This is a genomic window from Streptomyces sp. XY431, assembly GCF_001279805.1.
GTDB lineage: Bacteria > Actinomycetota > Actinomycetes > Streptomycetales > Streptomycetaceae > Kitasatospora > Kitasatospora purpeofusca.
Genome location: NZ_LGDO01000117.1, coordinates 64,023 through 87,901, shown reverse-complemented (window position 1 = coordinate 87,901; position 23,879 = coordinate 64,023). Strand labels below are relative to the sequence as shown.

Below are 23,879 nucleotides of genomic sequence, written 5' to 3'. Positions count from 1 at the left end.
AGAGGAGCTAACACAAAGCGCGGACGCGCCGGTAGGTGATTACGCAGCAGGCGAGCTTGAGGAATGCCTCATGGATGTCGTCGCGTATGTCCCATCGGATGCGGAGGCGTCGGAAGCCGTGGATCCAGGCGTTCGTCCGCTCGACCACCCAGCGGACAGTGCCAAGGCCGGAGCCGTGCGGTACTCCGCGGCGGGCGATGACCGGCTTGATGCCGCGCTTCCACAGCAGTCGGCGGTACTTGTCGAAGTCGTAGCCGCGGTCGGCGAACAACTGCCGCGGACGGTGACGGGGACGGCCGGTGGCTCCGCGGATGCGCGGGATCGCGTCCAGCAGGGGCAGCAGCTGGGTGATGTCGTGCCTGTTTCCGCCGGTCAGGGAGATGGCGAGCGGCGTGCCGTGGGCGTCGGTGACGACGTGGTGCTTCGAGCCGGGCCGGGCGCGGTCGACCGGGCTCGGTCCTGTTTTGGGCCGCCCCGACGAGCCTGGTGGTGGGAGCCGTCGATCACCGCCCGGGACCAGTCCAGCTTCCCGGCGCGGTGCAGCTCGGTCAGCAGGACCTGGTGGAGCCGGTCCCAGACGCCGGCCTCGTGCCAGTCCCGCAGCCGGCGCCAGCACGTCATCCCGGAGCCGAAGCCCAGCTCCTGCGGCAACCACTCCCACTGGATCCCGGTGTGCAGAACGAACAGGATCCCTTGCAGGCAGCCGCGATCGTCAAGAGGCAACCGGCCCGCATTACGAAACCGCCGCTGCCTCACCGGCAGCAGCGGCTCGATCCGGCCCCAGAGATCGTCCGACACTATCCACGGCGGACCCTTCAGCTTCCCCACGGAACACTATCCACGGCGGACCCTTCAGCTTCCCCACGGATGGACCAACGAGCAGACGGACGAAGAGACATGGCCAAACATCGGCTTTCTGTTAGCTCCTCTAAACCATATTGCTGTTGATCGGCCACTGAGGGTGGCGCGTCGGAGGCTGACAACTCGGAGGGGGTTGTGACAGCCGGGGAGTGAAGGGCTCCAGGGTCGGGTGGGCTCGTGGCGCAGGGCCGCAACTGGCCGCAGCTGCACGGTCGCAGGAGTGCGTCGCATCGACGCTGAGGCCGAGCGGATCAAAGTGACGCTGGATGTGGTGGACTTCCTGATCACCAAGTCCCGCCGCTGGGAAAGCTGATGACGACGCTGGCCCCTGGCCGGACGCGTCTGCCGCCGGGCCACCGCTGTGCCGCTCCTCCACCGGGCGGCCGGACCGCGCACCCACCGCGCTGGTCGCGAGCACCGACGAGGTGACGCCGAGCGGGGCCCGGCGCCGCGCCGTGGTCCGGCCCAATGCCCGGCCCTGCCGGCGTTGGGTGTCAGCATCGCAGGGTTGTCGGTACGGTCAGGTGAGGAGCTGCTGCGGTGACGGTGAGTGATGCCCCGGCGCGGCGGCGGCTCGGTGGCCGGACGGGCGACCAGTGCTGGCTGCTGACGGGTCCGGGGCTGCTGGACAACGGCATCGTCGGCGACCTCAGCACAGCTCTTGAGGATGCGCTGCCCGGCCGGTTCGCCGTGTGGCGCACCGACGAGCTGCTGCTCGGGATCGAGGGCGGCAGGCTGACCCTGCGGGATCTGGGCGGCCGCCTGCTGGAGGCGCCGGGTGTGGTCTACGCCCGGCTGGCGTCCCCGGGCCTGAGCACCGATCGCGAGGGCACGCTGCTGCGTCATCTGGTGGCGATGGGCACGGTGCTGCTCAACCCGTTGGGGGCGGTGCTGGCGGGGGTGAACAAGTTCTGGCAACTGCAGCAGCTGGCCCTGGCGGGTCTTCCCGTCCCCGACACCCGCAGCTACGCGCACGCGGGGCTGGGGGATGTGATCGCGGCGGGGGTTTCCGTGCCGTCGGTGGTGAAGTCGGTGCGCGGCCAGCGTGGCGGGCAGGTGTTCCTGGCCCCCGACGCCCGGATGCTGCTGGAGGTCCACGGCAGCCTCAGGGCGGAGTCGCCGTACCTGTTCCAGCGGTACGTCTCCCACTCGCACGGCCGTGACCTGCGGGTGGTGGTGGTCGACGGCCGGGCCGTCGCGGCCCAGGTCCGCTCGGCCGTCGACGGCGGGTTGAGGTCGAACCTGGCGCTCGGCGCAACCTCCGTGCTCTGCCCCGGCCTGCACCCCGAGGGCGAGGCACTGGCCGTCCGTGCCGCCCAGGCGCTGGGCCTGGCGGTGGCGGGGGTGGACCTGCTCTTCGAAGCGGACGGCGGGTTCACGGTCTGCGAGGTCAACGCCAACGTCGGCTGGCGCGAGCACATGAGCGAGGTCACCCCGGCCGTCGTGGCCGCCTGCGTGGCCAGGCTGACCGCCCGGGTGTAGCGATGTCCCACCCCCAGGCACCGACCGGGCCGACCCCACCCGCACCGAACCCACCCGCACCGAACCCACCCGCACGGACCTCGGCCCTCGCGCCGCTGCGCCGACGCAACTACCGCCTCCTCGCGATCGGCCAGGCGGTGTCGAACACCGGCACCTGGATGCAGAACATCGCCCAGGGCTGGCTCGTCCTGCAGCTGTCCCACGGCGACGGCACACAGCTGGGCATCACCACCGCCCTGCAACTGCTGCCGATACTGCTGTTCGGCGCCTGCGGCGGATCGCTCGCCGACCGCTTCCCCAAACGCCGACTGCTGCTCCTCACCCAGACCCTCCACGGCGCGCTCGCCCTCGCCGCGGCCCTGCTCACCGCCACCGGGTCCGCCACCCTGGGCACCGTCTACGCGCTCTGCCTCGCGCTGGGCCTGACCATGGTCGTCGACAAGCCCACCCTGCAAGCCTTCATCGCCGAGGCGGTCGGGCCCGACGACCTGCCGAGCGCGCTGGCGCTGAACAGCGCGGTGCTCAACCTCGCCCGAGTGGCCGGCCCCGCACTCGCCGGCCCCGTCATCGCCGCCTTCGGCGTCGCCCCGGCCTTCGCCCTCAACTCCCTCTCCTACACCGTGGTCCTGGCCACCCTGCTGCGCATGGACACCCGCGCGCTGCGCCCGGCACCGGCTCCCGCAGGCACCGGGCGGCAGGTGCGGGCCGGACTGCGGTACGTGCGCGAGCGCCCCGAGCTGGGCCTGACGCTCGTGCTGGTGGCCCTGGTCGCCGGCTTCGGGATGAACTTCCAGATCACCACCGCACTGATGGCCACCCAGGTCTTCCACTGCCCGGACACCGCCTTCGGCATCGGCTCCACCGCACTCGCCGTGGGCGCGGTGGCCGGCTCACTGCTCGCCGCCCGCACACGCCCGCCCGAGTGGCGACGGGTGGCGGGCTACGCGCTCGCCTTCGGCACGCTGGAGGCCGCGAGCGGCCTGATGCCCGACTTCCGCACCTTCGCCATGACGCTGGTGCCGACCGGAGCAGCACTGCTGCTCTTCATGACGGCCGCCAAGGCCCGGCTGCAGCTCGCCGTCGCCCCCGCGCTGCGCGGCCGGGTCATGGGCCTCTACATGCTCGCCTCACTGGGCACCACCCCGCTGGCCGCACCCGGCATCGGCTGGCTCTGCCAGACGGCGGGCCCGCGCTACGGACTCCTGCTCGGCGGCACCGTCTCGGCGCTCGCCGCCGTCGGGACGGGCACACTGCTCGGCCGCCGCCCCAGGACCCGGCCCACCGCGACCGCGGCCCTGCCCGCGTGACCGGCTCAGAGGAGCCGCACGCCGGCAGGGCCGGTGCCCGGACGCGCCGGCGCCCCGGGGTCAGGTACGGGAAGCGGTGAAGTCGAGCTTGCCCTCGACCCCAGCGGTGGAGACCTTCCCCGTGATCTTGGTGACCCGGGTGCCGACGGTGCAGAGCGTCCCGTTGGTGACGCCGCTCTCCCCCGCGTAGGTCGGGAAGGTGATCTGCCCGCGCCCGAGGCTGTTGATGCGCAGGACGAAGTTCCCCACCGCCGCACGCGACTCCTCGGCCGAAGCCGTCACCTCCGTCCTCACCAGCGTGCTCCCCAGAGCCTGCGGGGCGATGGAGATGGCCCGCGTCGACCCGCCCGGCAAGGTCACACTCCCCTCGAACGCCTTGTCGAGCTCGCTCTCGCCGACCCAGTCCGAGACCGCACCACCGCACGTGTTGCCGGTGGCCGCGCCCGCCGGCACGGCCAGCACCATCACACCCAACGCCCCGGCAAGAGCGAGAGCACAAGCAGAACGAGCACCAGCAGACAGCCGTCGCATCGAAGATCCCATCGTCAGTAATCCCCCACTGCTACTTTTCGCACCCACGTAAACACTTTCCGTAGCCACCGGCGACCGGGGCCGCCCCCAGCTACGCCATGTGCCGTCGACACTGGGCCTGCAACGGAGGCCGTGGCAGGGGTGGCGGGGGCGGCGGACACGCCGCGACCGCCGGCATGACCGGCTTCGTCGCCATCACCTGGACACCCACCACCGCATGACGCACCCCTGACCACGGCCCGGCCGCATCCCCACCACATCAGGTCCCCGATGCGACCGGGCCACCCGCGCAAGAACACCACCGCGACGACGGGGCAGCGCCGGTCACCGATGGAGTCCACCAAGCCGCAGCGCGGGTCGGTCCATCCAACTGACCCCGCACCTCAGCAAGATCTTCATCGGCCTTCCAGGCGGAAATACGGTCAGGCAGGGGCCGGACGGGCCCTGGAGTACCTCCCCGCTCCGGAACGAGCCTTCGACTGCAGCGTCTCCAAGAGCGCACTCGTACGGCCGACCGGCTGTCAGGGACCGGCTGCCCTGCGACGGTGCGAACTCGCTCGTTCGAACGGTTTGACGCCGGACGGGAGCTGTACGAGGGTGGCGCGGGCAGCGCGGGAGGGCGATCGGTCTTTCGGTGGGGGCCGGGCGTGACGGGGCCGCCTGGCGACGTGCTGCCACGGGATGTGCGACGGCTGCGTGGTGGGGCTCCGCTCGCGCAGCCGCTCGACGGTAGGCGGGACCGGTGCCGACGGTCGCCGTGGTGGTCGGACGCCCTCGGGACGGACGATGCGCTGCCTTCCGGGGGACAGGAAATCTTGCGGTCCGTGGAGCGCAAAATGATTCCCGCGCGCCCCGGCCGCGCCGAAGAATGTTCTGTTCGGGGCGGGCGGCGCCCGGGTGTCGCCGCACGAGGTGGCGGCACCCGGGCGGGCGCTCACGCAGTCGGGGACCAGAAGTGGGTCAGGTGGCCCGAGCCGTTCTCCAGGGACTTCCACGGCCCGTCGAAGGTCAGGACGGCGACGGAGGCCGACGGGAAGCCGCCGCGGCGCATCTGCGCGAGCGGCCCGTCCTCGCCGTCGCCCGCGAGGGCGTCGGCGAGTGCGTGCAGGCCCGGGTTGTGGCCGACCACCACCAGGTCCGTGACCTCGTCGGAGGCCTCGTTGAGCAGTGCGGTCAGCTCGCCGAGTGAGGCGTCGTAGAGGCGGTCCTCGAAGCGGGTCGGGGGGCGCTGCGGCAGTTCGGCCGCCGCGAGCTTCCAGGTCTCCCGGCACCGCAGGGCCGTGGAACAGAGAGCGGTGCCGGGAGCGATACCGGTGGCGGCCAGCCACTTCCCGGCGGCCGGGGCGTCCTTGCGGCCCTTCGCCGCGAGGGGCCGCTCGTGGTCGTCCACGTCCGACCATTCGGACTTGCCGTGCCGGATCAGGATCAGTCGGCGGGTGTTCTCAGCAGTCATGCACCTCACGCTACACACTACGGAGCCGCCCGATTGCGGAAAGCTATCATCGGGCGTCTTCGCCGACACGGCTCCGGTGGTCCGGCGGCATGGCCGGCCGGGTCACCCGTTCCTCAGCAGCACGGGGGAACCGATTCGGTGTCAGTGGCCTGACGTACGGTCTGCCCATGGATGATCAGCAGTCGCAGCCTTCCTCGGCACACGGCGACTCGACAGCCTGGACGATCCGGCAGCACTCTTCCGAAGCCGGCGACGCAGGTCGGCTGCCTGCGCGGCGGCCTGCGCGTCTGCCTGCGCGTCTGTCTGCGTCCGGCCGAGCCGGAGATCACCGGTGAGCGGTGTGCCGACGCCTGCCGCAGGAGACGTGCGGCAGGCGTGGGGCCGGGTGACTGCGTGGCTCGAGCAGCACACCCCTGGCGTTTTCGCCGCCCTCGGCGGCCCCGGGAACCAGGCAGCCATCAGCGCAGCCGAACTGCGCATGGGCTTGGACCTGCCGGTGGAGATGCGGCAGTGGCTTCTGGTGAACGACCTCGATGCCGGCAGGCAACCTGATGTCCGATCGTGTCTGGTGGCTCTGGGCTGCCAGGGAGTCGTCCCTGGCGGCGGACTCCTCCTCGGGCTCACGGACATCGAGCGCGTCTACCTCCACAGGACGGCCATGGAGGAGACGGAACCGTCCGGAGACCCTGAATGTCCGTCCTGGCGCAGGGAGTGGGTGCCGATCTCAGCAGAGCGTGACGGCTTCTACGGGAAGTTCCTGAACACGCGCACCGGAGCCGTCGGGTCCTGGGCCGAGGGCTCATCGCCCGAGGACGGTGAATATCCGTCGTTGTCCGCCTTCTTCCAGGAGGTGGCGGACCAGCTGGAAGGAGTCTCATCAGGCGACTGGAGGGGACCTGGCAGGGCTCGTCGGCTCGATCCGCGTCCGGAGGACGAGCCCGTACGTCTCTGGGCGAGGGCGAACGGCTACCTCGTCAACGACCGCGGCCGTATCCCTGCAGCCATCCGTGAGGCGTACGAGGAGCCCCTCTGAGCACAGGCTCCGGCCGAGCGATCAATGATCCTCACTCAGCTGCTGCTTGACGGAAGCCGGACACCGGCAGCGGACACCGGCAGCGGACGCCGGCAGCGGGCGTCGGCCGGCTTCGTGGCGGTCGCGGCGAGGACGGCCCGGGGTGTCGACCACCATCGTTGGTCGACACCCCGGGCCTTGTTGCGTCAGGTCGGGATCAGGGCAGGTGCCAGATCTGGTTGGCGGCAGCGGAGCAGTCCCACAGGATCAGTCCGGTGCCGGCGGGACCGGCGCCCGAGTCGTCCAGGCACTTGTTGCTCTGCGGGTTCTTGAGGGTGCCGTCGGCCTGGGGCTGCCAGACCTGGTTTCCGGCCCCGCTCACGCAGCCGTACAGCTGGACGGGGGTGTTGTTGCCGGGGTTGTTGCCGGGGGCGGTCATGCATTTGCCGAGGGTACGCAGGGTGCCGTCGGTGCCGACGGTCCACTGCTGGTTGGCGGCGGTGCCGCTGCAGGTCCAGACGACGATGGGGTTGCCGTCGGCGGTGCCGGCGCCGGAGTCGTCGACGCACAGGCCGTTGATGCCGGTGATGCGGCCGGTGGCGGTGCCGGTGGCCTTGTCCAGGCCGATCCGGGCGGTGCCCAGGTGGCTGGCCGCCGTCGCAGGTGTGCCGGAGAGCCGGCTGAACGTCATGCCGGAGACCGGGGCCGAGACCCGCTGGACCAGGTAGGACTTGCCGGCCGTGGTCGGGATGGTGAACCGGTCGGCGGTGGTGGGGCTGACGATGACGGTCGACTTGTCGGTGCCGTCGACGACCGACACGCTCTGGCCCGGCCAGGGGTTGCGGATGTCGATGCTGCCGGTGGAGCCGGCGTGGATGCCGACGGTGCCGATGACGCCGCCGTGGACCTGGACGGAGACGGTGCTGCCGCCGTGGATGTACTGGGTGCCGTCGGCGTCCCAGCCCTGCGGCAGGGCCGGGGCGATCCGCAGCAGGCCGTCGTAGTCCTGGACCAGCGCCTCGTTGATCGCGAGCGCGACGTTGGCGGCCTGCTCGATGTAGGGCTCGGTCCCGCCGGGCCTGGCCCACAGGTCGGCCAGGCCGGTGGGGTACGTCTGGTACTTCTGGGTGAGCGCGGTCAGGTCGGCGGCGACCCGGTCGGGCAGGCCGAGGCGGGCGGCGTGGACGGCGTCGAAGCTCCAGTCGTTCTGCTGGACGTTGACCCGGCTGTTGTAGGTGCGCCGGGCCACGGGCAGCAGCGGTGAGTTGTCGCCGATCAGGCCGTAGGGCCAGACGGCTTCGAGGTCGTCGTTCTCGGTGTTGTAGACGGTCGCGGTGGGCTGCGAGGACTGGCCGAGCACGTCGGTGCCGGAGGCGTCGGCGGAGGCGGTGAGGTTCTGCCGGTGGGTCGCGGCGTCGGTGCGCGGGTAGTCGGGGATCTGCGGGATCGCGGCCTGCAGCTGGGAGACGAGCGAGGCGTCGGCGTTCAGGACCTTGGCGGCGGAGATCGTGGCGGGGAAGAGGGCCTTCATCGCGTCGATCATGTTGACCGGGTCCTGCACGTTCCACTGGTTCTCGTGGACGTTGGCCACCGCGTGCCGTTTGCCGTCGGCGCCGACCGTGGTGAAGGCCAGCAGGAACTGGGCGGACTGCTGCATCAGCGGGTAGTTCGCCGTCAGGAAGGCCTTGTCACCGGTGGTCAGGTACTGCTGCCAGACCCAGAGTCCGATTTCGGCGCCGGTGGAGACCGTGGCACCGTTCCAGGTGGTCAGGGCCTGGTCGCAGGAGGCGTCGCCGAACGGGTTGCCGTCGTTCTGGAAGCCGTTGCCGTTGAAGCGCATGGTCTCCGGCACGCAGATGCCGGGCCGGTTGCCCATGTAGGTCCTGGTCCAGGCCTGGATGTTGGCCAGGTTGGAGGTGTAGAGGTTGTAGAGGCCGGTGTTGAGCTCGAACGCGCCGGCGCCGATGTTGGCGGCCACCTGTCCGCGGATGTTCCAGAACCAGTAGCCGGCCGGGTACCAGTTCTGGGTGTCCTGGGAGAAGTTGAAGAGGTCGGCGACTCCGGCCTGGGAGCCGGGCAGCGGCCCGCGGGACTCCTCGGCGGTGTAGAAGTAGTACAGGGTGCGCAGCTTCTCCAGGTAGGCGGCGGTGCCGTCCGCCGAGGAGAGCTTCACCAGGCCGAGCTTGCCCCAGTAGTTGTGCCACCAGGCCTGGTGCGGCGCCCGCAGGGTGTCGGAGCTCGCGGTCGCGTCCGAACCCAGCAGCGAGGCGGCGGTGGTGGCGGCGTTGCCGCCGGTCCAGCTCGGGCTGCCGACCAGGATCCGGAAGCTGCCGTCGGGGTCGGGGGTGACGTCCACCTTCACGGTCTGCGGGTCGGCGACCGTGGCGGTGACGTTGCGCCCGCCGGCGGTGAGTGCGGCCAGGGAGCCGAAGGTCCGGCCGGAGCCGGTGGTGGCGTTGCTGTCGACCCAGGTCTCGGCGAGCGTCGCGACGCCACCGGAGGCCGCCGCGGCCGGAGTGCGCCCGGACCACAGGTTGACGGTGGCGGACTGGACGGTGTTCGGGTCGGCGCCGGTCACGTCCACGACCAGCTCGTCCTTGTCGGCGCGGACGTAGATCGTCGCGCTCATCCCGTCGCCGGACTCGCGCAGCACTCCGTCGTACGGGTCGACGGTGGCGGTGAAGTCGGCGGCGTTCGTGATCCGGGACAGGCCGGGGATCTGCAGCCAGCCGGGGGACTTGCGGCCGGGCAGGGTGTCGGCGCGGTTGAGTTGGGCGGTGAAGCCGTCGGCGGCCCAGACCGCGGCGCCGAGGGTGCCGTTGCCCAGCGGCATGGACTGGGTCGCCGCGGTGTTCGGGCTGCCCAGGACGATGTTCGCCTCGCGGACGAGGCTCGCGGTGTCGACGGAGAACGCGCCGCCGGACCAGGCGGTGGTCGTGGTCGCGGCGGTCGCCGTGGCGGGGGACCAGGCGGCGGCGGTGGTACCAAGGGTCAGGGCGACTATCGCCCTGACCACCGGTGCACTTCGCATGGTGCGGCCTTTCAGTGGGGGTGGGTGGGGAGCAATCACTGGTGCTGCGCAGACCGCAGTCCCGCTGTCGCGGTGGCTGCCGGCCCGGTTCCGGGGCCCGTCTCGGGTCAGCCTGCGGCGTGGTTGGCCCAGAGCGACGGGTCGTCGACGTTCTCCTTGGTGACCAGGGACGAGGGGATCTGGTCCTCCAGGCCGTTGGGCAGGGAGATGATGGTGGAGCCGTCCTCGGCGGCGGCCTTGGCGTAGTACAGGGCGTACTTGGCGTAGAGGTCGGCGGGCTGGGAGACGGTCGCGTCGATGTCGCCCTTGCGGATCGCGTCGAGCTCGGCGGGGATGCCGTCGTTGGAGACGACGGCGATGTGGCCGCTCCGGCCGGCGGGCTTGAGCAGGCCCTGCTGCCGGAGCAGGGCGAGGGTGGGTTGCAGGAACACACCGCCGGCCTGCAGGTAGATGCCGTTCAGGTCCGGGTTGGCGGCGAGGGTGGACCGGAGTTCGGCGGAGGCGACGTCGCCCTTCCACTCGGTGGCCAGTGCGATCACCTGGATGCCGGGGAAGTTGCGCTTCATGCAGGCGGCGAACCCCGCGGAGCGTTCGTATCCGTTGATGGAGCTCAGTGACCCCTGGAGCTCGGCGACCTTGCCCTTGCCGCCGAGCTGCTTGCCGAGGAACTCGCAGGCCTTGGCGCCGTACGCCTTGTTGTCGGCGCGTACCACCATGTAGACGCTGCCGTGCTCCGGTTCGGTGTCCACGCTGATCGCGTGGATGTTCGCGCGGAACAGGTCGGAGAGTGTCGAGTCGGTGGCCATGGTGTTCTGCGGAGCCATGACGATGGACCTGGGCTGCCGTGCGGCCAGCGCGTGGACGTTGGCGGTGAACGTCGCCTCGTCGCCGTCCGAACGGGTCGGGGGCAGGACACTCAGATGCTGGTCGTCGATCTCCTGCTGGAGGTACTTCGCGTACGCCTTCCAGAAGTCGGAGTCGGCGCGGGGGATGTCGATGCCGATCTGTGGGCGGGAGTCGCCGGGGGCATCGGTGCCCCCGCAGGCGGTGAGGCAGCCGGCGAGCAACACGGCGGTGCAGCCCGCGCAGGTGGTCCGGATGGTTCGGCTCTTCATGTGTCAGACCGTCCTGGGCGGTGGGGGTCCTGCGTATTGAGGGAGAGGGGAGCGGATCTGCGGGACCCGGCAGCTCGCCGTCAGGCGATGGTGCCGAGGGCCAGGGAGTCGGTGCCGGCGGCCAGCCAGTCCTCGACGGCGGCGACGTGCACGGTGCTGGCACTGGCGGCCAGGACGGCATCGCGGTTGACCAGGGCCCGCCAGATGGCTTCGTGTTCGCGGTGGGCCTGTTCGCGGGCGGAAGCGTTGTGCGTACCGCGCACGATGCGCAGCCGCTGGGTGTGGGTGGAGAGGATGCCGAGCAGGGTGGACAGCACGGGGTTGCCGACGGCATCGGCGATGGTGCGGTGGAACTCGATGTCGAGTTCGATGAACTCCTCGATGCCGATGTCCGTGGCACTCCGGTCGAGGACGGCCCGCAGCGTTCGCAGGTGTTCGTCGGTGAGCAGGCCGGCCGCGAGGGCGGCGGCCTGTGGCTCCAGCAGGCGTCGGACCTGGAGGAGCTGCCCGGCTGTGCGGCCGTGGGAGACGTCGGCGGCGAAGGCCATCGCTTCGAGGAGGAGATGGGGCTCCAGGCCGGACACGTAGGTGCCGTCGCCCTGTTTGGGGACGAGGATCCGCATCGCGGTGAGCGCCCGGACGGCCTCGCGCAGCGAGCTGCGCGACAGCCCGAGCTGGTCGGCGAGACCGGCCTCGTTGGGGAGTCTCGCGCCGGGCGGCAGGGCGCCGGAGACGATCATCTCCTTGATCTTCTCGATGGCCTGGTCGGTCACCGCCATGGGTGTTCGCCTCCTGCGTGCGGGCCTGGAAGTGGTGGTCGGTCGAGGGGCGGGAAGGAGGGGCGGGAAGGAGGGGACGGAGCGGCGCGACCGGTTCCCGCCGGGCCGGTCGCGCCGCTCCGGCGGCCCTCAGACCGCAGGACCCGTCACTCCTGCTTCTCGCCCGAGGCGAAGCGGGAGATGATCAGCGCGACGATGATGATCGCGCCGTTGAGGAACTGGTTCCACAGCGGCGGAACGCCCGCGAGTGTCATGACGTTGACCACGAGCTGGAGGGTCAGCACACCGGTCAGGGCGCCGAAGAGGGTGCCCCGGCCGCCGTTGAGGCTGACGCCGCCGATCACGGTGGCGGCGAAGACCTGGAAGATCCACCCGTTGCCCTGGTCGGCGGAGATGGAGCCGTAGTGGCCGGTGTAGAGGACACCGGCGAAGGCCGCCAGCAGGCCGCCGAGGATCAGCACGACCCAGGTGATCCGGTCGACCCGGATGCCCGCGGCGCGGGCGGCCTCGGAGTTGCCGCCGATCGCGTACAGGGCGCGGCCGTGGCGCAGCCAGGCGAGGGCGCTGCCGCCGGCCAGGAAGAGCAGGGCGCAGATCCAGATGGCCGCCGGGGCGCCCAGCCAGCTGGTGCTGCCGAGGTAGGTGAAGGAGCCGGGCAGGTTGACGATCGACTGCCCCTGGGAGATCGCGACCTGGAGGCCGCGGAGCAGGGTGAGCGCGCCGAGGGTGACGATGAAGCCGTTGAGGCGCAGCTTGAGGATCAGGAACCCGTTGATCGCCCCGATGAGCGCGCCGACGGCCAGGCACAGCGGGATGGCGGTCCAGGAGGGGAAGAGCCCGAGGCCGTTGAAGCGCGCGCCGTGGTCGGGGAGGACCAGCCAGACGGCGACGACGGGGGCCACGCCGATCGTGGATTCCAGGGACAGGTCCATCCGGCCGACGATCAGGATCAGCGCCTCGGCCAGGACCAGCAGGCTCAGTTCGGTGGCCTGCTGGCCGACGCCGAGCAGGTTGTCGGAGGTGAGGAAGGCGGGCGAGACCGCGAATCCGATGATGCCCAGCACCAGGAGTACCGGGACGAGGGAGAGGTCACGGTAGCGGGCGAGCTGGAAGCGGCGCTCGGCGGGCCGGGTGGCGGCGGGCGCCGCGTGCGCGCGTACCTCAGTGGTGGGAGACATGGCTTTCCTTCGTATCGGTCGGGCCGGCCATGCCCTCCATGGCTGAGACCAGTTGTTCGTCGCTCCAGCCGTGCTCGAACTCGGCGACGACGCGGCCGTGGAACATGGCCAGGACGCGGTCGCAGACGCGCAGGTCGTCGAGTTCGTCGGACACGATCAGGGCGGTCTTCCCGGCGTCGGCGACCTGGCGGACGGTGCCGAGCAGGGATTCCTTGGATTTGACGTCGACGCCGTTGGTGGGGCGGACGGCGACCAGGACGTGCGGTTCGGTGGCCAGGGCGCGGGCGATGACGACCTTCTGCTGGTTGCCGCCGGACAGGGCGGACACCGGGGCCGAGGGGCCGGGCGTCTTGATGTCGAGGTCGCCGATCATCCGCTCGGCGAAGGCCCGGGTGCGCGAGGGCAGGACCGTGCCGAACGGCCCGAGCTGGTCACTGACGGTCAGGGTGGCGTTCTCGGCGACGCTGCGCTGCGGGACGAGGCCCTGGACGTGCCGGTCCTCGGGCACGAAGCCGATGCCGGCCGCGAGAGCGGCGGGAACGCGCCCGGTGCGCACCGGGCGGCCCGCGACGGTGATCGTGCCGGCCTGCGGGCGGTGCAGGCCGGCGATCGTCTCGGCGAGCCGGACGTTGCCGCTGGCGGCCGCTCCGGCCAGGCCCACGACCTCGCCGGCCCGCGCGGTCAGGGAGAAGTCCTGGTAGGTGCCGGCCAGGCTCAGGCCGGAGACCTCCAGCAGTGGGGCGCCGTCGGTGCGCGTGCGGCCGGTCACCGACCAGGCGGGCCCACTGCCCCGGGCGCTCTCGCCGGTCATCGCCTCCACCAGGGCCTGCTGGTCGAGTTCGGCGACCGGTGCGGTGACGATGTGCCGGGCGTCCCGGTAGACCGTGACGGTCGCGCAGAGGTCGTAGACCTCCTGCAGGTGGTGGGAGATGAACAGGAACGCGACGCCCTGCTCCTGGAGCGAGCGCAGCTTCTCGAAGAGCCGGTCGATGCCGCGCGCGTCGAGCTTGGCGGTGGGCTCGTCCAGGATGATGAAGCGGGCCCCGAAGGACAGTGCCCGGGCGATCTCGACGAACTGGCGCTGCTCGACGCTCAGGTCCTCGGCGCGCGCGCTCGGGTCGACGTCCACGCCGTACTCGGTGAGCAGCTCGGTGGCGCGGCCGCGCAGCCGCTTCCAGCCGATCGGGCGCAGCGCTGCGGCGCTCTGCCGGTCGAGGAAGAGGTTCTCGGTGACGGTCAGCGCGGGGATGATGGTGGAGCGCTGGTAGACGCAGGCGACCCTGGAGCGCCAGGCGTCGGTGTCGCCGGGGGCCGGAGCCGGCTCGCCGTTGAAACGCAGGGTGCCCGTGTCGGGGTTCTGCAGGCCGGTGAGGATCGACACGAGCGTGGACTTGCCCGCGCCGTTGCGGCCGACCAGGGCATGCGATTCGCCAGGGGCGACCGAGATGCGGGCGTCGCTGAGCGCGACGGTGGCGCCGAAGCGCTTGCTGATCCCGTCGGCCTCGACGACGGGGCCCCGGACGGGGCTGGGGTCCGCCATGGCGGGGTCCTTTCCGCAGGGTCCGAGAACGGCGGCACCGAGAGGGGAGCCCGGGCCGCGGCTCACGAGGGGTCGGTGGGGTTACTTGCCGACGTTGTTGCCCCAGAGGGACTTGTCGTCGACGTTGTCCTTGGTGACCAGCGGCGCGGGGATCTGGTCCTCCAGGCCGTTGGGCAGCTGGATGATGGTCGACTGGTGGTCCCTCGGCGGCGGCCTTGGCGTAGTACAGGGCGTACTTGGCGTAGAGGTCGGCGGGCTGGGAGACGGTCGCGTCGATGTCGCCCTTGCGGATCGCGTCGAACTCCTGCGGGATGCCGTCGTTGGAGACGATGGCGATGTGGCCGGGCTCTCCGGCGGGCTTGAGCAGGCCCTTCTGCTGGAGCAGGGCGAGGGTGGGCTGGAGGAAGACGCCGCCGGCCTGCATGTAGACGCCGCCGAGGTCCGGGTTGGCGGCCAGGGTGGACTGGAGCTTGGCGGAGGCGACGTCGCCCTTCCAGTCGGTGGCCAGCTCGATGACCTGGATGCCGGGGAACTTCTCCTTCATGCAGGCGGCGAAGGCCTCGGAGCGGTCGCGCCCGTTGATGGAGCTGAGCGCGCCCTGGAGCTCGGCGACCTTGCCCTTGCCGTCGAGCTGCTTGCCGAGGAACTCGCAGGCCTTGGTGCCGTACGCCTTGTTGTCGGCGCGCACCACCATGTAGACGTTCCCCTTGTCGGGGCGGGTGTCGACGCTGATCACCGGGATCTTCCTGGCGGACAGCTGCTCCAGGGTGGAGGCGATAGCGCCGGTGTCCTGCGGGGCCATCACGACGGCCTTGGCGCCGGTGTTCTGGAACACCTGGACGTTGGCGACCAGCTTGGTGACGTCGTTCTGGGAGTTGCTCACCGGCAGGGTGTTCAGGCCCTGCGTGGCGGCGTCCTGCTTGATGTACTGCGCGTAGGAGTTCCAGAAGTCGGAGTCCGCACGCGGCAGGTCGATGCCGAGCGCCGGCTTGCCGCCGGCGGCGGACTCCGAGGCGCTGCCGCGGTTGCAGGCCGTGGCGAACCCCGCCAGGACGACGACGGCGGCGGCCGTGGCCGCGATTCTGGAGGAGCGAGGCTTCATGGTGCTGATCTCCTTGGCTGGGATGTCCGGTGCTCCCCTGTGCGGGGGGCGTGGAGCCGACTGTGCGGGGGCGTGGAGCCGGCGTGGTGGGGGGCGCGAGGCCCGTCCCGGTGGGGCGGGGCGGGCGGGGGAGCCGGCCTCCCTTCCAGCCCTCAGCAGGAGGGAGGCCGGTTCCTGGTTGCGGCGGTCCGTGGCAGACGGGGCCGGACCGCGCTTCCCACAGTCATCGGATGGCTTGCGGGTCAGGAGGACCATACGAGCCTGACATCTGACTGACAAGAGGAAACCTCGGATGATTCTCAACCGTGACGTCCAGGTTTCCGCCCTGTGTCGTGGGTGAGGTGAGAAATCCACCCTGAGCTGCCGATTTGACGGACGGTTCGATGACGTACGAGTCGACGGGCCCGGTAAACATCGGAGGACTTCTTGCGGTGGTGTGACGAGACTCGTATGGTCAGGGCGTCACGGATTCATCCGATGTGTTGGCCGGTGAAGAGTCCCGGCCCGCAGACCTACGACGGGAGTCAGGGCATGAAGCTACTGCGGATCGGACCGGCGGGAGAAGAGGTCCCGGCGGCAGTCGGCGACGACGGCCGGGTCTTCGCACTCACGGGCCTGACCACCGACATCGACGGCGCGTTCCTCGCCTCCGGCGGGATCGACCGGGTCCGGGCCGCCCTGGCCGCCGGCGAGCTCCCTCCGATCGACCCGGCCGGCCTGCGGATCGGCGCACCGGTCGCCCGGCCGGGCAAGGTCGTCTGCATCGGCCTCAACTACCGCGACCACGCGGAGGAGACCGGCGCGGCCATCCCCACCCGGCCGGTGGTCTTCATGAAGGACCCGTCCACCGTGGTCGGCCCCCACGACCGGGTACTGATCCCCCGCGGCTCGGTGAAGACCGACTGGGAGGTGGAGCTCGCCGTCGTCGTCGGACGCCGGGCCCGCTACCTGGACTCGCCGGACCAGGCCCTGGCCCATGTCGCGGGCTTCGCGATCAGCAACGACGTGTCCGAGCGCGAGTTCCAGCTGGAGTACTCCGCCCAGTGGGACCTCGGCAAGTCCTGCGAGACCTTCAACCCGCTCGGCCCCTGGCTGGTCACCCCGGACGAGGCCGGCGACGTGCAGGCCCTGGGCCTGCGTCTGGCCGTCAACGGCGAGACGCGACAGGACGGCAACACCAAGAACATGATCTTCGACGTCGCCCACATCGTCTGGTACCTCAGCCAGTACATGGTGCTGAACCCCGGCGACGTCATCAACACCGGCACCCCGGCCGGCGTGGCCCTGGGCCTGCCCGGCAACCCCTACCTGCGCGCCGGCGACACCGTCGAACTGGCCGTCGACGGCCTCGGCTCCCAGCGCCAGACCTTCTCCCACGCGTGAAAGGCACCACCTTGTCCGCAACCACGGCGCGGATCACCGCCGTCGACACCTACGACATCCGCTTCCCCACCTCACGGGAGCTGGACGGGTCCGACGCCATGAATCCCGACCCCGACTACTCCGCCGCCTACGTCGTCCTGCGCGCCTCCGCGGGCGGCCACGAGGGCCACGGGTTCACCTTCACCATCGGCCGCGGCAACGACGTCCAGGTCGCCGCCATCGACGCGCTGAGCGAGCACATCGTCGGACGCCCCGTCGCCGAGCTGTGCGCCGACCCCGGATCCCTGTACCGCGACCTGATCGGCGACAGCCAGCTGCGCTGGCTGGGGCCCGAGAAGGGCGTGATGCACATGGCGATCGGAGCCGTCGTCAACGCGGTCTGGGACCTCGCCGCCAAGCGCGAGGGCAAGCCGCTGTGGCAGCTGCTCGCCGACGCCGACCCCGAGTGGCTGGTCTCCCAGGTCGACTTCCGCTACCTCACCGACGCGCTGACGCCCGACGAGGCCCTCGAACTGCTGCGCAAGGGCAGGCAGGACGCACCCGACCGGGCCGCCGAACTCGTTCGCCGCGGCTACCCCGCCTACACCACCTCGCCCGGCTGGCTGGGCTACAGCGACGAGAAGCTCACCCGCCTCGCCCAGCAGGCGGTGGCCGACGGCTTCACCCAGATCAAGCTGAAGGTCGGCGCCGACCTGGAGGACGACGTCCGCCGCTGCCGCGCCGCCCGCGAGGCCGTCGGGCCGGACATCCGCATGGCGATCGACGCCAACCAGCGCTGGAACGTCGCCGAGGCGATCGAGTGGACGAACGCCCTCGCCGAGTTCGACCCGTACTGGATCGAGGAGCCCACCAGCCCCGACGACGTCCTCGGCCACGCTGCCGTTCGGCGCGGGGTCCACCCGATCAAGGTCGCCACCGGCGAGCACGTCCAGAACCGCGTCGTCTTCAAGCAGCTGCTCCAGGCCGGCGCGATCGACGTCCTCCAGCTGGACTCGGCCCGGGTGGCCGGTGTCAACGAGAACCTCGCCATCCTGCTGCTCGCCGCCAAGTTCGGCGTCCCGGTCTGCCCGCACGCCGGCGGCGTGGGCCTGTGCGAACTGGTCCAGCACCTGTCGATGTTCGACTACGTCGCGCTCTCCGGGACCACCCAGGACCGGGTGATCGAGTACGTCGACCACCTCCACCAGCACTTCCTCGACCCCGTCGTCATCGACGCCGGCCACTACCGGGCGCCCACCGGACCCGGCTTCTCCGCCACCATGCACCAGGCCACCATCGACACCTACACCTACCCCGACGGCGCGTTCTGGGCGGCCGACCTGGCGGGCAGCGAGAAGGGAGAGGACTCGTGACGACCGGCCTCGAGGGGCTCACCGCCCTGGTGACCGGCGGTGCCTCCGGCATCGGCCTGGCCACCGCCCGACTGCTCGGCGAACGTGGAGCGGACGTCGCCGTCCTGGACCTCGACCCGAGCGGCGTCCGTGCCCCGCTGCGCGGCTTCACCGCCGACGTCTCCGACGACCGCTCCGTACAGGCTGCCGTCCAGGCGGCGGCCGAGGCACTCGGCGGGATCGACATCCTGGTCAACAACGCCGGCATCGGCGCCGCCGGCACCGTCGAGGACAACCCGGACGAGCAGTGGCACCGCGTCCTGGACGTCAATGTGCTCGGCATCGTCCGCACCACCCGCGCCGCCCTCCCGTACCTGCGCCGCTCCGCCTCGGCCTCGGTGGTCAACACCTGCTCGATCGCCGCCACCGCCGGACTGCCCCAGCGCGCGCTGTACTCGGCGAGCAAGGGCGCCGTCCTCTCGCTCACCCTGGCGATGGCCGCCGACCACGTCCGCGAAGGGATCCGGGTCAACTGCGTCAACCCGGGCACCGTCGACACCCCGTGGGTCTCACGGCTGCTGGACGCGGCCGACGACCCGGCCGCCGAGCGCGCCGCACTGAACGCCCGCCAGCCCACCGGGCGGCTGGTCACCGCCGAGGAGGTCGCCGCAGCCATCGCCTACCTCGCCTCCCCGGCCGCCGCCAGTGTCACCGGCACCGCGCTCGCGGTCGACGGCGGCATGGCCGGCCTGCGCCTGCGACCGGAGCCACGCCCGTGAACCCTCGCCACCGCCCGCTCGGCGGCGGCAGGGTCCAGGTCACCGAACTCGCCTTCGGCGCAGCCGGCATCGGGAACCTGTTCACCGCGGTCAGCGACGAACAGGCCGAACAAGCCGTCACCGCCGCTTGGGAAGCGGGCGTACGGTACTTCGACACCGCCCCGCACTACGGCCTGGGCCTGTCCGAGCGCCGCCTCGGTGACGCGCTGCGCGAGCGGCCGCGCGAGCAGTACACGCTCTCGACCAAGGTCGGCCGGCTGCTGGAGCCGTCGCCCTCCAGCGACGGCGACGACCTGGCCAACGGCTTCGCCGTGGCCGCCAGCCACCGCCGGGTCTGGGACTTCAGCGCCCGGGGCGTGCGCCGCTCCGTCGAGGACAGCCTGAACCGGCTCGGCCTCGACCGGATCGACATCGCCTACCTGCACGATCCCGACGACCATGCCGAGCAGGCACTCGACGAGGCCTACCCCGAACTCGAACGCCTGCGCGCGGAGGGAGTCGTCGGAGCGATCGGCCTCGGCATGAACCAGGCCGAACTGCCCGCCCGCTTCGTCCGCGAGACCGACATCGACGCCGTCCTGCTGGCCGGCCGCTACACCCTGCTCGACCAGCGAGGCCTCGCCGAACTGCTGCCCTTGGCCCAGCAGCGGGGCGTCGGCGTGGTCATCGGAGGGGTGTTCAACTCCGGCCTGCTCGCCGACCCCCGCCCGGGTGCCACCTTCGACTACACCGCGGCCCCCGCGCACCTGCTCGGCCGGGCCCTGGAGCTCAAGGCGGTGTGCGAGACCTACGGTGTGCCGCTGCGTGCCGCCGCCCTGCGGTTCCCGTTCGGGCACCCGGCGGTGGCGAGCGTCCTGGTCGGCACCCGCAGCGCCGCCGAGGTCCGGGACGCCGCCGCTATGCTCGATCACCCCGTCCCGGCGGCGCTCTGGGCAGAACTCAGGGACCGCCGACTGCTGCGGGAGGACGTCCCCACCCCCGAGGAGGTGAGCTGATGCGCATCGCCCTGTTCATCACCTGCTTCAACGACACGATGTTCCCCGAGACCGGCCGCGCGGTGGTGACCGTACTGGAGCGGCTGGGCCACACCGTCGACTTCCCGATGGAACAGACCTGCTGCGGGCAGATGCACTTCAATACCGGCTACCGCCCCGACGCCGTCCCACTGGTGGCCCGCTTCGCCCGGACCTTCGCCGACTACGACGCCGTCATCACGCCGTCCGCGTCCTGCGCCGGCATGGTCAAGGAGAACCACCCGTTGCTGGCCCGGGAGTACGGGCCCGCCGGCCTCCAACAGCAGGTCGCCGAACTGGTGCCCCGGGTCCACGAGTTCACCGAGTTCCTGACCGACGTCCTCGGCGTCACCGACGTCGGCGCCCGCTTCCCGCACCGCGTCGCCTACCACCCCACCTGCCACTCGCTGCGCGGCCTGCGCCTCGGCGACCGCCCCGACCGGCTGCTGCGCGCCGTCGAGGACCTGGACCTCGTGGACCTGCCCGCGGCCGACTCCTGCTGCGGCTTCGGCGGCACCTTCGCCGTCAAGAACGCCGACACCTCCGCCGCGATGCTCGCCGACAAGAACGCCGCCGTCCTGGACAGCGGCGCCGAGGTCCTGTGCGCCGCCGACAACTCCTGCCTGATGCACATCGGCGGCGGACTGTCCCGCCAGGGCGCCCCCGTGCGCACCATGCACATCGCCGAGATCCTCGCCGCCTCCGAAGGAACCGCACGATGAGCAACCCCGCCGGCCGCGGCGTCGTCTGGCTCGGCGCCCCGTCCTTCCCCGACGCCGCCCGCGAAGCGCTCGGCAACACCCAGCTGCGCGCCAACCTGAAACGGGCCACCACGACCATCCGCGACAAGCGGCTCGCGGTCGCCTCCGAACTGGACGACTGGGAGCAGCTGCGCGACGCCGCCGCCGCGATCAAGAAGCGGACCTCGCGCCACCTCGACCACTACCTCGTCCGGCTGGAGGCCGCCGTCACCGCCGCGGGCGGCACCGTGCACTGGGCCTCGGACGCCGTCGAGGCCAACCGCATCGTCACCGAACTCGTGCAGGCCACCGGCGAACGCGAGGTCGTGAAGATCAAGTCCATGGCCACGCAGGAGATCGGCCTCAACGAGGCCCTCGCCGAAGCCGGCCTCACCGCCTACGAGACCGACCTCGCCGAACTCATCGTCCAGCTCGGCGACGACCGGCCCTCCCACATCCTCGTCCCCGCGATCCACAAGAACCGCAGCGAGGTCCGGGACCTGTTCGTTGCCGAGATGGGCAGCTGGGGCCGGCCCGCACCGGACGGACTCACCGACTCACCCGCCGACCTGGTGGACGCGGCCCGGCTGCACCTGCGGGAGAAGTTCCTCTCCGCCAAGGTGGCCGTCTCCGGTGCCAACTTCGCCGTCGCCGACACCGGCACGGTCGTGGTCGTGGAGTCCGAGGGCAACGGCCGGATGTGCCTCACCCTGCCCGAGACCCTCATCACCGTGATGGGCATCGAGAAGGTCGTCCCCACCTGGACCGACCTGGAGGTCTTCCTCCAGCTCCTGCCCCGCTCGTCCACCGGCGAGCGGATGAACCCCTACACCTCCACCTGGACCGGGGTGACGCAGGGCGACGGCCCGCAGGACTTCCACCTGGTCCTCCTCGACAACGGCCGCACCGACACCCTCGCCGACACCGTCGGCCGCCAGGTCCTCGGCTGCATCCGCTGCTCCGCCTGCCTCAACGTCTGCCCCGTCTACGAGCGCACCGGCGGCCACGCCTACGGCTCCGTCTACCCCGGACCGATCGGCGCCGTCCTCACCCCGCAGCTCGTCGGCGTGGAGAACGCGGCGACCCTGCCGTTCGCCTCCACCCTGTGCGGAGCCTGCTACGACGCCTGCCCGGTGAAGATCGACATCCCCGAGGTACTGGCCCACCTGCGGGCCAAGGCCGTCGAGAGCAAGCCGAAGCGGGCGGAGGCGCTGGCCATGAAGGCCGCCGCCACCGTCCTCGACTCCCCGCGGCTGCTCTCCGCCGCCCAGAAGGCGGCCGCCCTCGGCGGCCGGGCGCTGGCCCGGGACGGAAGGATCGGCCGACTCCCGGGCCCGCTGCACGGCTGGTCCGACACCCGGGACACCCCCGCACCCCCCGCCGAGTCCTTCCGCACCTGGTGGCGCAAGAACAGGGACCACGAAGCATGAACAGCCGTCAGGCCGTCCTCGGCCGCATCCGCGCCGCGCTCGCCGACGTCCCCGCCGGCGAACTGCCCAGCGACGTCCCCGTACCCCGGACCTACCGCCGCAGCCACACCGAGCCGGGCGAGGACACCGTCGCCCTGTTCGCCGAACGCGTCGCCGACTACCGCGCCACCGTCACCCGCACCGATGAGGCGGGCCTGCCGACCGCCATCGCCGCCGCGCTCACCGCGTGCGGGGCGAGAAACCTGGCGCTGCCAGACGGCTTCCCCGTCGAGCTACTGCCGTCCGGCGACTGGCAGTGGCACCCGGAACCGCTGGACACCCCGGCCCTGAACGCCCTGGACGGCGCCGTCACCCTGGCCGCCGGGGGCATCGCCGTCACCGGGACCCTCGTCCTCGACACCGGCCCCGGCCAGGGCCGCCGCGCCCTCACCCTCGTACCCGACTACCACCTGTGCGTCATCCACGCCGGACAGATCGCCGCCGACGTCCCCGACGCCCTCGCCCGCCTCGACCCCGCGCTGCCGCTGACCTTCATCTCGGGACCCTCCGCCACCAGCGACATCGAACTCGACCGGGTGGAAGGCGTGCACGGCCCCCGCACCCTGCATGTCGTCATCGTCGACCGCCCCCTGCCGGAGCAGCCATGAACGTCGCCCTGCACACCCGCCTCCGCCCCGAGCGGATCGCCGAGTACGAGGCGGTCCACCGCGAGGTGCCCGAGGAGCTCGCCGCAGCCATCCGGGCCGCCGGTGTCACCTCCTGGACCATCTGGCGCAGCGGCTGCGAGCTGTTCCACCTGTTGGAGTGCGAGAGCTACCCCCGGCTCCTCGCCGAACTGGAGCACCTCCCGGTCAACGTCGCCTGGCAGGAGAGGATGGGCGAACTGCTCGACATCAGCCACGACTACTCCGACGCCGGTGTCGGGGCCGGCCTGCCGGTGGTGTGGTCGCTGTGACCGGACATCGGATCATCGACGCGCACCACCACGTGTGGGACCTGACGGCCCGCCCGCAACCGTGGACCGACGGGACGCCGCTCGCCCGCTCCTTCTCCGTCGACGACCTCGAACCCGAGGCCCGCGCCGCCGGGGTCACCGCCACCGTCGTCGTGCAGACCGTCTGCGTGCCCGAGGAGACCCCCGAACTGCTGGCGCTGGCCGACGGCAGGGAGCTGATCGCCGGCGTCGTCGGCTGGACCGACCTCACCGCCCCCGCCGTCGCCGACGCGCTCGCCGCGCTGCGTGAACTCCCCGGCGGGGAACGCCTGGTGGGCATCAGGCACCAGGTCCAGGAGGAACCCGATCCCGAGTGGCTGCTGCGCCCCGACGTCCGGCGCGGCCTGCTCGCCGTGGCCGAGGCCGGTCTCGCCTACGACCTCGTCGTCAAGCCGCACCAGTTGCGCACCGCCGCCGTCGCGGCCGCCCGGCTTCCCGGCCTGACGTTCGTCCTCGACCACCTCGGCAAGCCCCCGGTCGTCGACGGCGCGCTCGACCCCTGGGTGGCGCACCTGCGCCGCCTGGCCGCGCTGCCCAACACGGTGGCAAAGCTCTCCGGCCTGGTGACCGAGGCCGCCCCCGGCCGGTGGCGCACGGAGGACCTCGCGCCGTACGCCGACACCGCCCTGGACGCCTTCGGTCCGCAACGGCTCCTCTTCGGCTCCGACTGGCCCGTGTGCACCCTGGAGGCCGGCTACGGCGAGGTCGTCCGGATCACCCGGCACCTCGTGAACGGGCTCAGCGCGGGGGAGAGGGACGCGGTGTTCCGGCACAACGCCGTCCGCGTGTACAGGCTCGGCGCCCCGCCGGGAGCGTAG

General features: G+C 71.5%; 20 protein-coding genes and 1 pseudogene. 12 read left to right on the top strand and 9 right to left on the bottom strand.

The features are described from left to right. Positions 1–7: 7 nt before the first annotated feature. A protein-coding gene (locus ADK60_RS41870) for an IS5 family transposase (protein WP_107094621.1) occupies positions 8–819 on the bottom strand; the annotation gives its coding sequence in 2 pieces (ribosomal slippage) (positions 8–468 and positions 468–819; 813 coding nt in all). Positions 820–1,401: 582 nt separating this feature from the next. Here ADK60_RS41870 and ADK60_RS15480 point away from each other — a divergent pair. Both ADK60_RS15480 and ADK60_RS15475 read left to right on the top strand, forming a co-directional pair. Next, positions 1,402–2,343, top strand: coding sequence for a RimK family alpha-L-glutamate ligase (locus ADK60_RS15480; protein ID WP_053646535.1), 942 nt, complete (start codon positions 1,402–1,404; stop codon positions 2,341–2,343). Positions 2,344–2,345: 2 nt separating this feature from the next. Next, the gene (locus ADK60_RS15475; RefSeq protein ID WP_079008386.1) at positions 2,346–3,650 is read left to right on the top strand and encodes an MFS transporter; all 1,305 of its coding nucleotides are present in this window, start codon (positions 2,346–2,348) and stop codon (positions 3,648–3,650) included. 60 nt (positions 3,651–3,710) lie between these two features. Here the strand turns inward: ADK60_RS15475 and ADK60_RS15470 are convergent, their stop codons facing one another. After that, positions 3,711–4,115, bottom strand: coding sequence for a hypothetical protein (locus ADK60_RS15470; RefSeq protein WP_053646533.1), 405 nt, complete (start codon positions 4,113–4,115; stop codon positions 3,711–3,713). A 1,000-nt stretch (positions 4,116–5,115) separates the two neighbouring features. Next, a complete protein-coding gene (locus tag ADK60_RS15465) occupies positions 5,116–5,634 on the bottom strand; it encodes a SixA phosphatase family protein (protein ID WP_053646531.1) in 519 nt (172 codons plus the stop codon). A gap of 331 nt (positions 5,635–5,965) precedes the next feature. Between ADK60_RS15465 and ADK60_RS46580 the strand changes: the two genes are divergently transcribed. Then, positions 5,966–6,667: an Lsr2 family DNA-binding protein gene (locus tag ADK60_RS46580; RefSeq protein ID WP_234371094.1), complete on the top strand. Its 702-nt coding sequence runs from the start codon at positions 5,966–5,968 to the stop codon at positions 6,665–6,667. Between the two features lie 196 nt (positions 6,668–6,863). On the opposite strand, the gene ADK60_RS47655 is transcribed toward ADK60_RS46580, so the two are convergent. From ADK60_RS47655 to ADK60_RS41860, 6 genes and pseudogenes are all read right to left on the bottom strand, one after another. Then, complete coding sequence (locus ADK60_RS47655; protein ID WP_286185280.1) at positions 6,864–9,677, bottom strand: ricin-type beta-trefoil lectin domain protein; 2,814 nt, start codon at positions 9,675–9,677, stop codon at positions 6,864–6,866. A 107-nt stretch (positions 9,678–9,784) separates the two neighbouring features. After that, entirely contained in the window at positions 9,785–10,792 is a 1,008-nt protein-coding gene (locus tag ADK60_RS15450) for a sugar ABC transporter substrate-binding protein (protein WP_053646526.1), read from the bottom strand. 80 nt (positions 10,793–10,872) lie between these two features. After that, positions 10,873–11,571 (bottom strand): FadR/GntR family transcriptional regulator, encoded by a 699-nt coding sequence (locus ADK60_RS15445; RefSeq protein WP_053646524.1) that lies wholly within the window; start codon positions 11,569–11,571, stop codon positions 10,873–10,875. Positions 11,572–11,717: 146 nt separating this feature from the next. Further along, positions 11,718–12,749, bottom strand: a complete 1,032-nt coding sequence (locus ADK60_RS15440) for an ABC transporter permease (RefSeq protein WP_053646523.1) — start codon at positions 12,747–12,749, stop codon at positions 11,718–11,720. After that, the gene (locus ADK60_RS15435) at positions 12,733–14,289 is read right to left on the bottom strand and encodes a sugar ABC transporter ATP-binding protein (RefSeq protein ID WP_053646521.1); all 1,557 of its coding nucleotides are present in this window, start codon (positions 14,287–14,289) and stop codon (positions 12,733–12,735) included. The genes ADK60_RS15440 and ADK60_RS15435 overlap by 17 nt, the downstream gene beginning before the upstream one ends. Positions 14,290–14,370: 81 nt before the next feature. Further along, positions 14,371–15,391: pseudogene (locus ADK60_RS41860) on the bottom strand (sugar ABC transporter substrate-binding protein). Positions 15,392–15,922: 531 nt separating this feature from the next. On the opposite strand from ADK60_RS41860, the gene ADK60_RS15420 reads away from it, so the two are divergent. From ADK60_RS15420 to ADK60_RS15380, 9 genes are read left to right on the top strand one after another with little or no spacing between them, the layout of a single operon-like run. After that, positions 15,923–16,774: a fumarylacetoacetate hydrolase family protein gene (locus ADK60_RS15420; RefSeq protein ID WP_053646515.1), complete on the top strand. Its 852-nt coding sequence runs from the start codon at positions 15,923–15,925 to the stop codon at positions 16,772–16,774. An 11-nt stretch (positions 16,775–16,785) separates the two neighbouring features. Continuing rightward, positions 16,786–18,126, top strand: coding sequence for an L-fuconate dehydratase (locus ADK60_RS15415; RefSeq protein ID WP_045942527.1), 1,341 nt, complete (start codon positions 16,786–16,788; stop codon positions 18,124–18,126). Beyond that, the gene (locus ADK60_RS15410; protein ID WP_053646513.1) at positions 18,123–18,884 is read left to right on the top strand and encodes an SDR family NAD(P)-dependent oxidoreductase; all 762 of its coding nucleotides are present in this window, start codon (positions 18,123–18,125) and stop codon (positions 18,882–18,884) included. Before ADK60_RS15415 ends, ADK60_RS15410 begins: the two co-directional genes overlap by 4 nt. After that, positions 18,881–19,879, top strand: coding sequence for an aldo/keto reductase (locus tag ADK60_RS15405; protein ID WP_053646511.1), 999 nt, complete (start codon positions 18,881–18,883; stop codon positions 19,877–19,879). The genes ADK60_RS15410 and ADK60_RS15405 overlap by 4 nt, the downstream gene beginning before the upstream one ends. Next, entirely contained in the window at positions 19,879–20,619 is a 741-nt protein-coding gene (locus ADK60_RS15400; protein WP_045942521.1) for a (Fe-S)-binding protein, read from the top strand. The genes ADK60_RS15405 and ADK60_RS15400 overlap by 1 nt, the downstream gene beginning before the upstream one ends. Next, positions 20,616–22,067 (top strand): LutB/LldF family L-lactate oxidation iron-sulfur protein, encoded by a 1,452-nt coding sequence (locus ADK60_RS15395; RefSeq protein ID WP_053646510.1) that lies wholly within the window; start codon positions 20,616–20,618, stop codon positions 22,065–22,067. Before ADK60_RS15400 ends, ADK60_RS15395 begins: the two co-directional genes overlap by 4 nt. Continuing rightward, positions 22,064–22,714 (top strand): LutC/YkgG family protein, encoded by a 651-nt coding sequence (locus tag ADK60_RS15390; RefSeq protein ID WP_053646508.1) that lies wholly within the window; start codon positions 22,064–22,066, stop codon positions 22,712–22,714. Before ADK60_RS15395 ends, ADK60_RS15390 begins: the two co-directional genes overlap by 4 nt. Continuing rightward, positions 22,711–23,022, top strand: a complete 312-nt coding sequence (locus ADK60_RS15385) for an L-rhamnose mutarotase (RefSeq protein ID WP_053646506.1) — start codon at positions 22,711–22,713, stop codon at positions 23,020–23,022. Before ADK60_RS15390 ends, ADK60_RS15385 begins: the two co-directional genes overlap by 4 nt. Then, entirely contained in the window at positions 23,019–23,879 is an 861-nt protein-coding gene (locus tag ADK60_RS15380) for an amidohydrolase family protein (RefSeq protein WP_053646504.1), read from the top strand. The genes ADK60_RS15385 and ADK60_RS15380 overlap by 4 nt, the downstream gene beginning before the upstream one ends.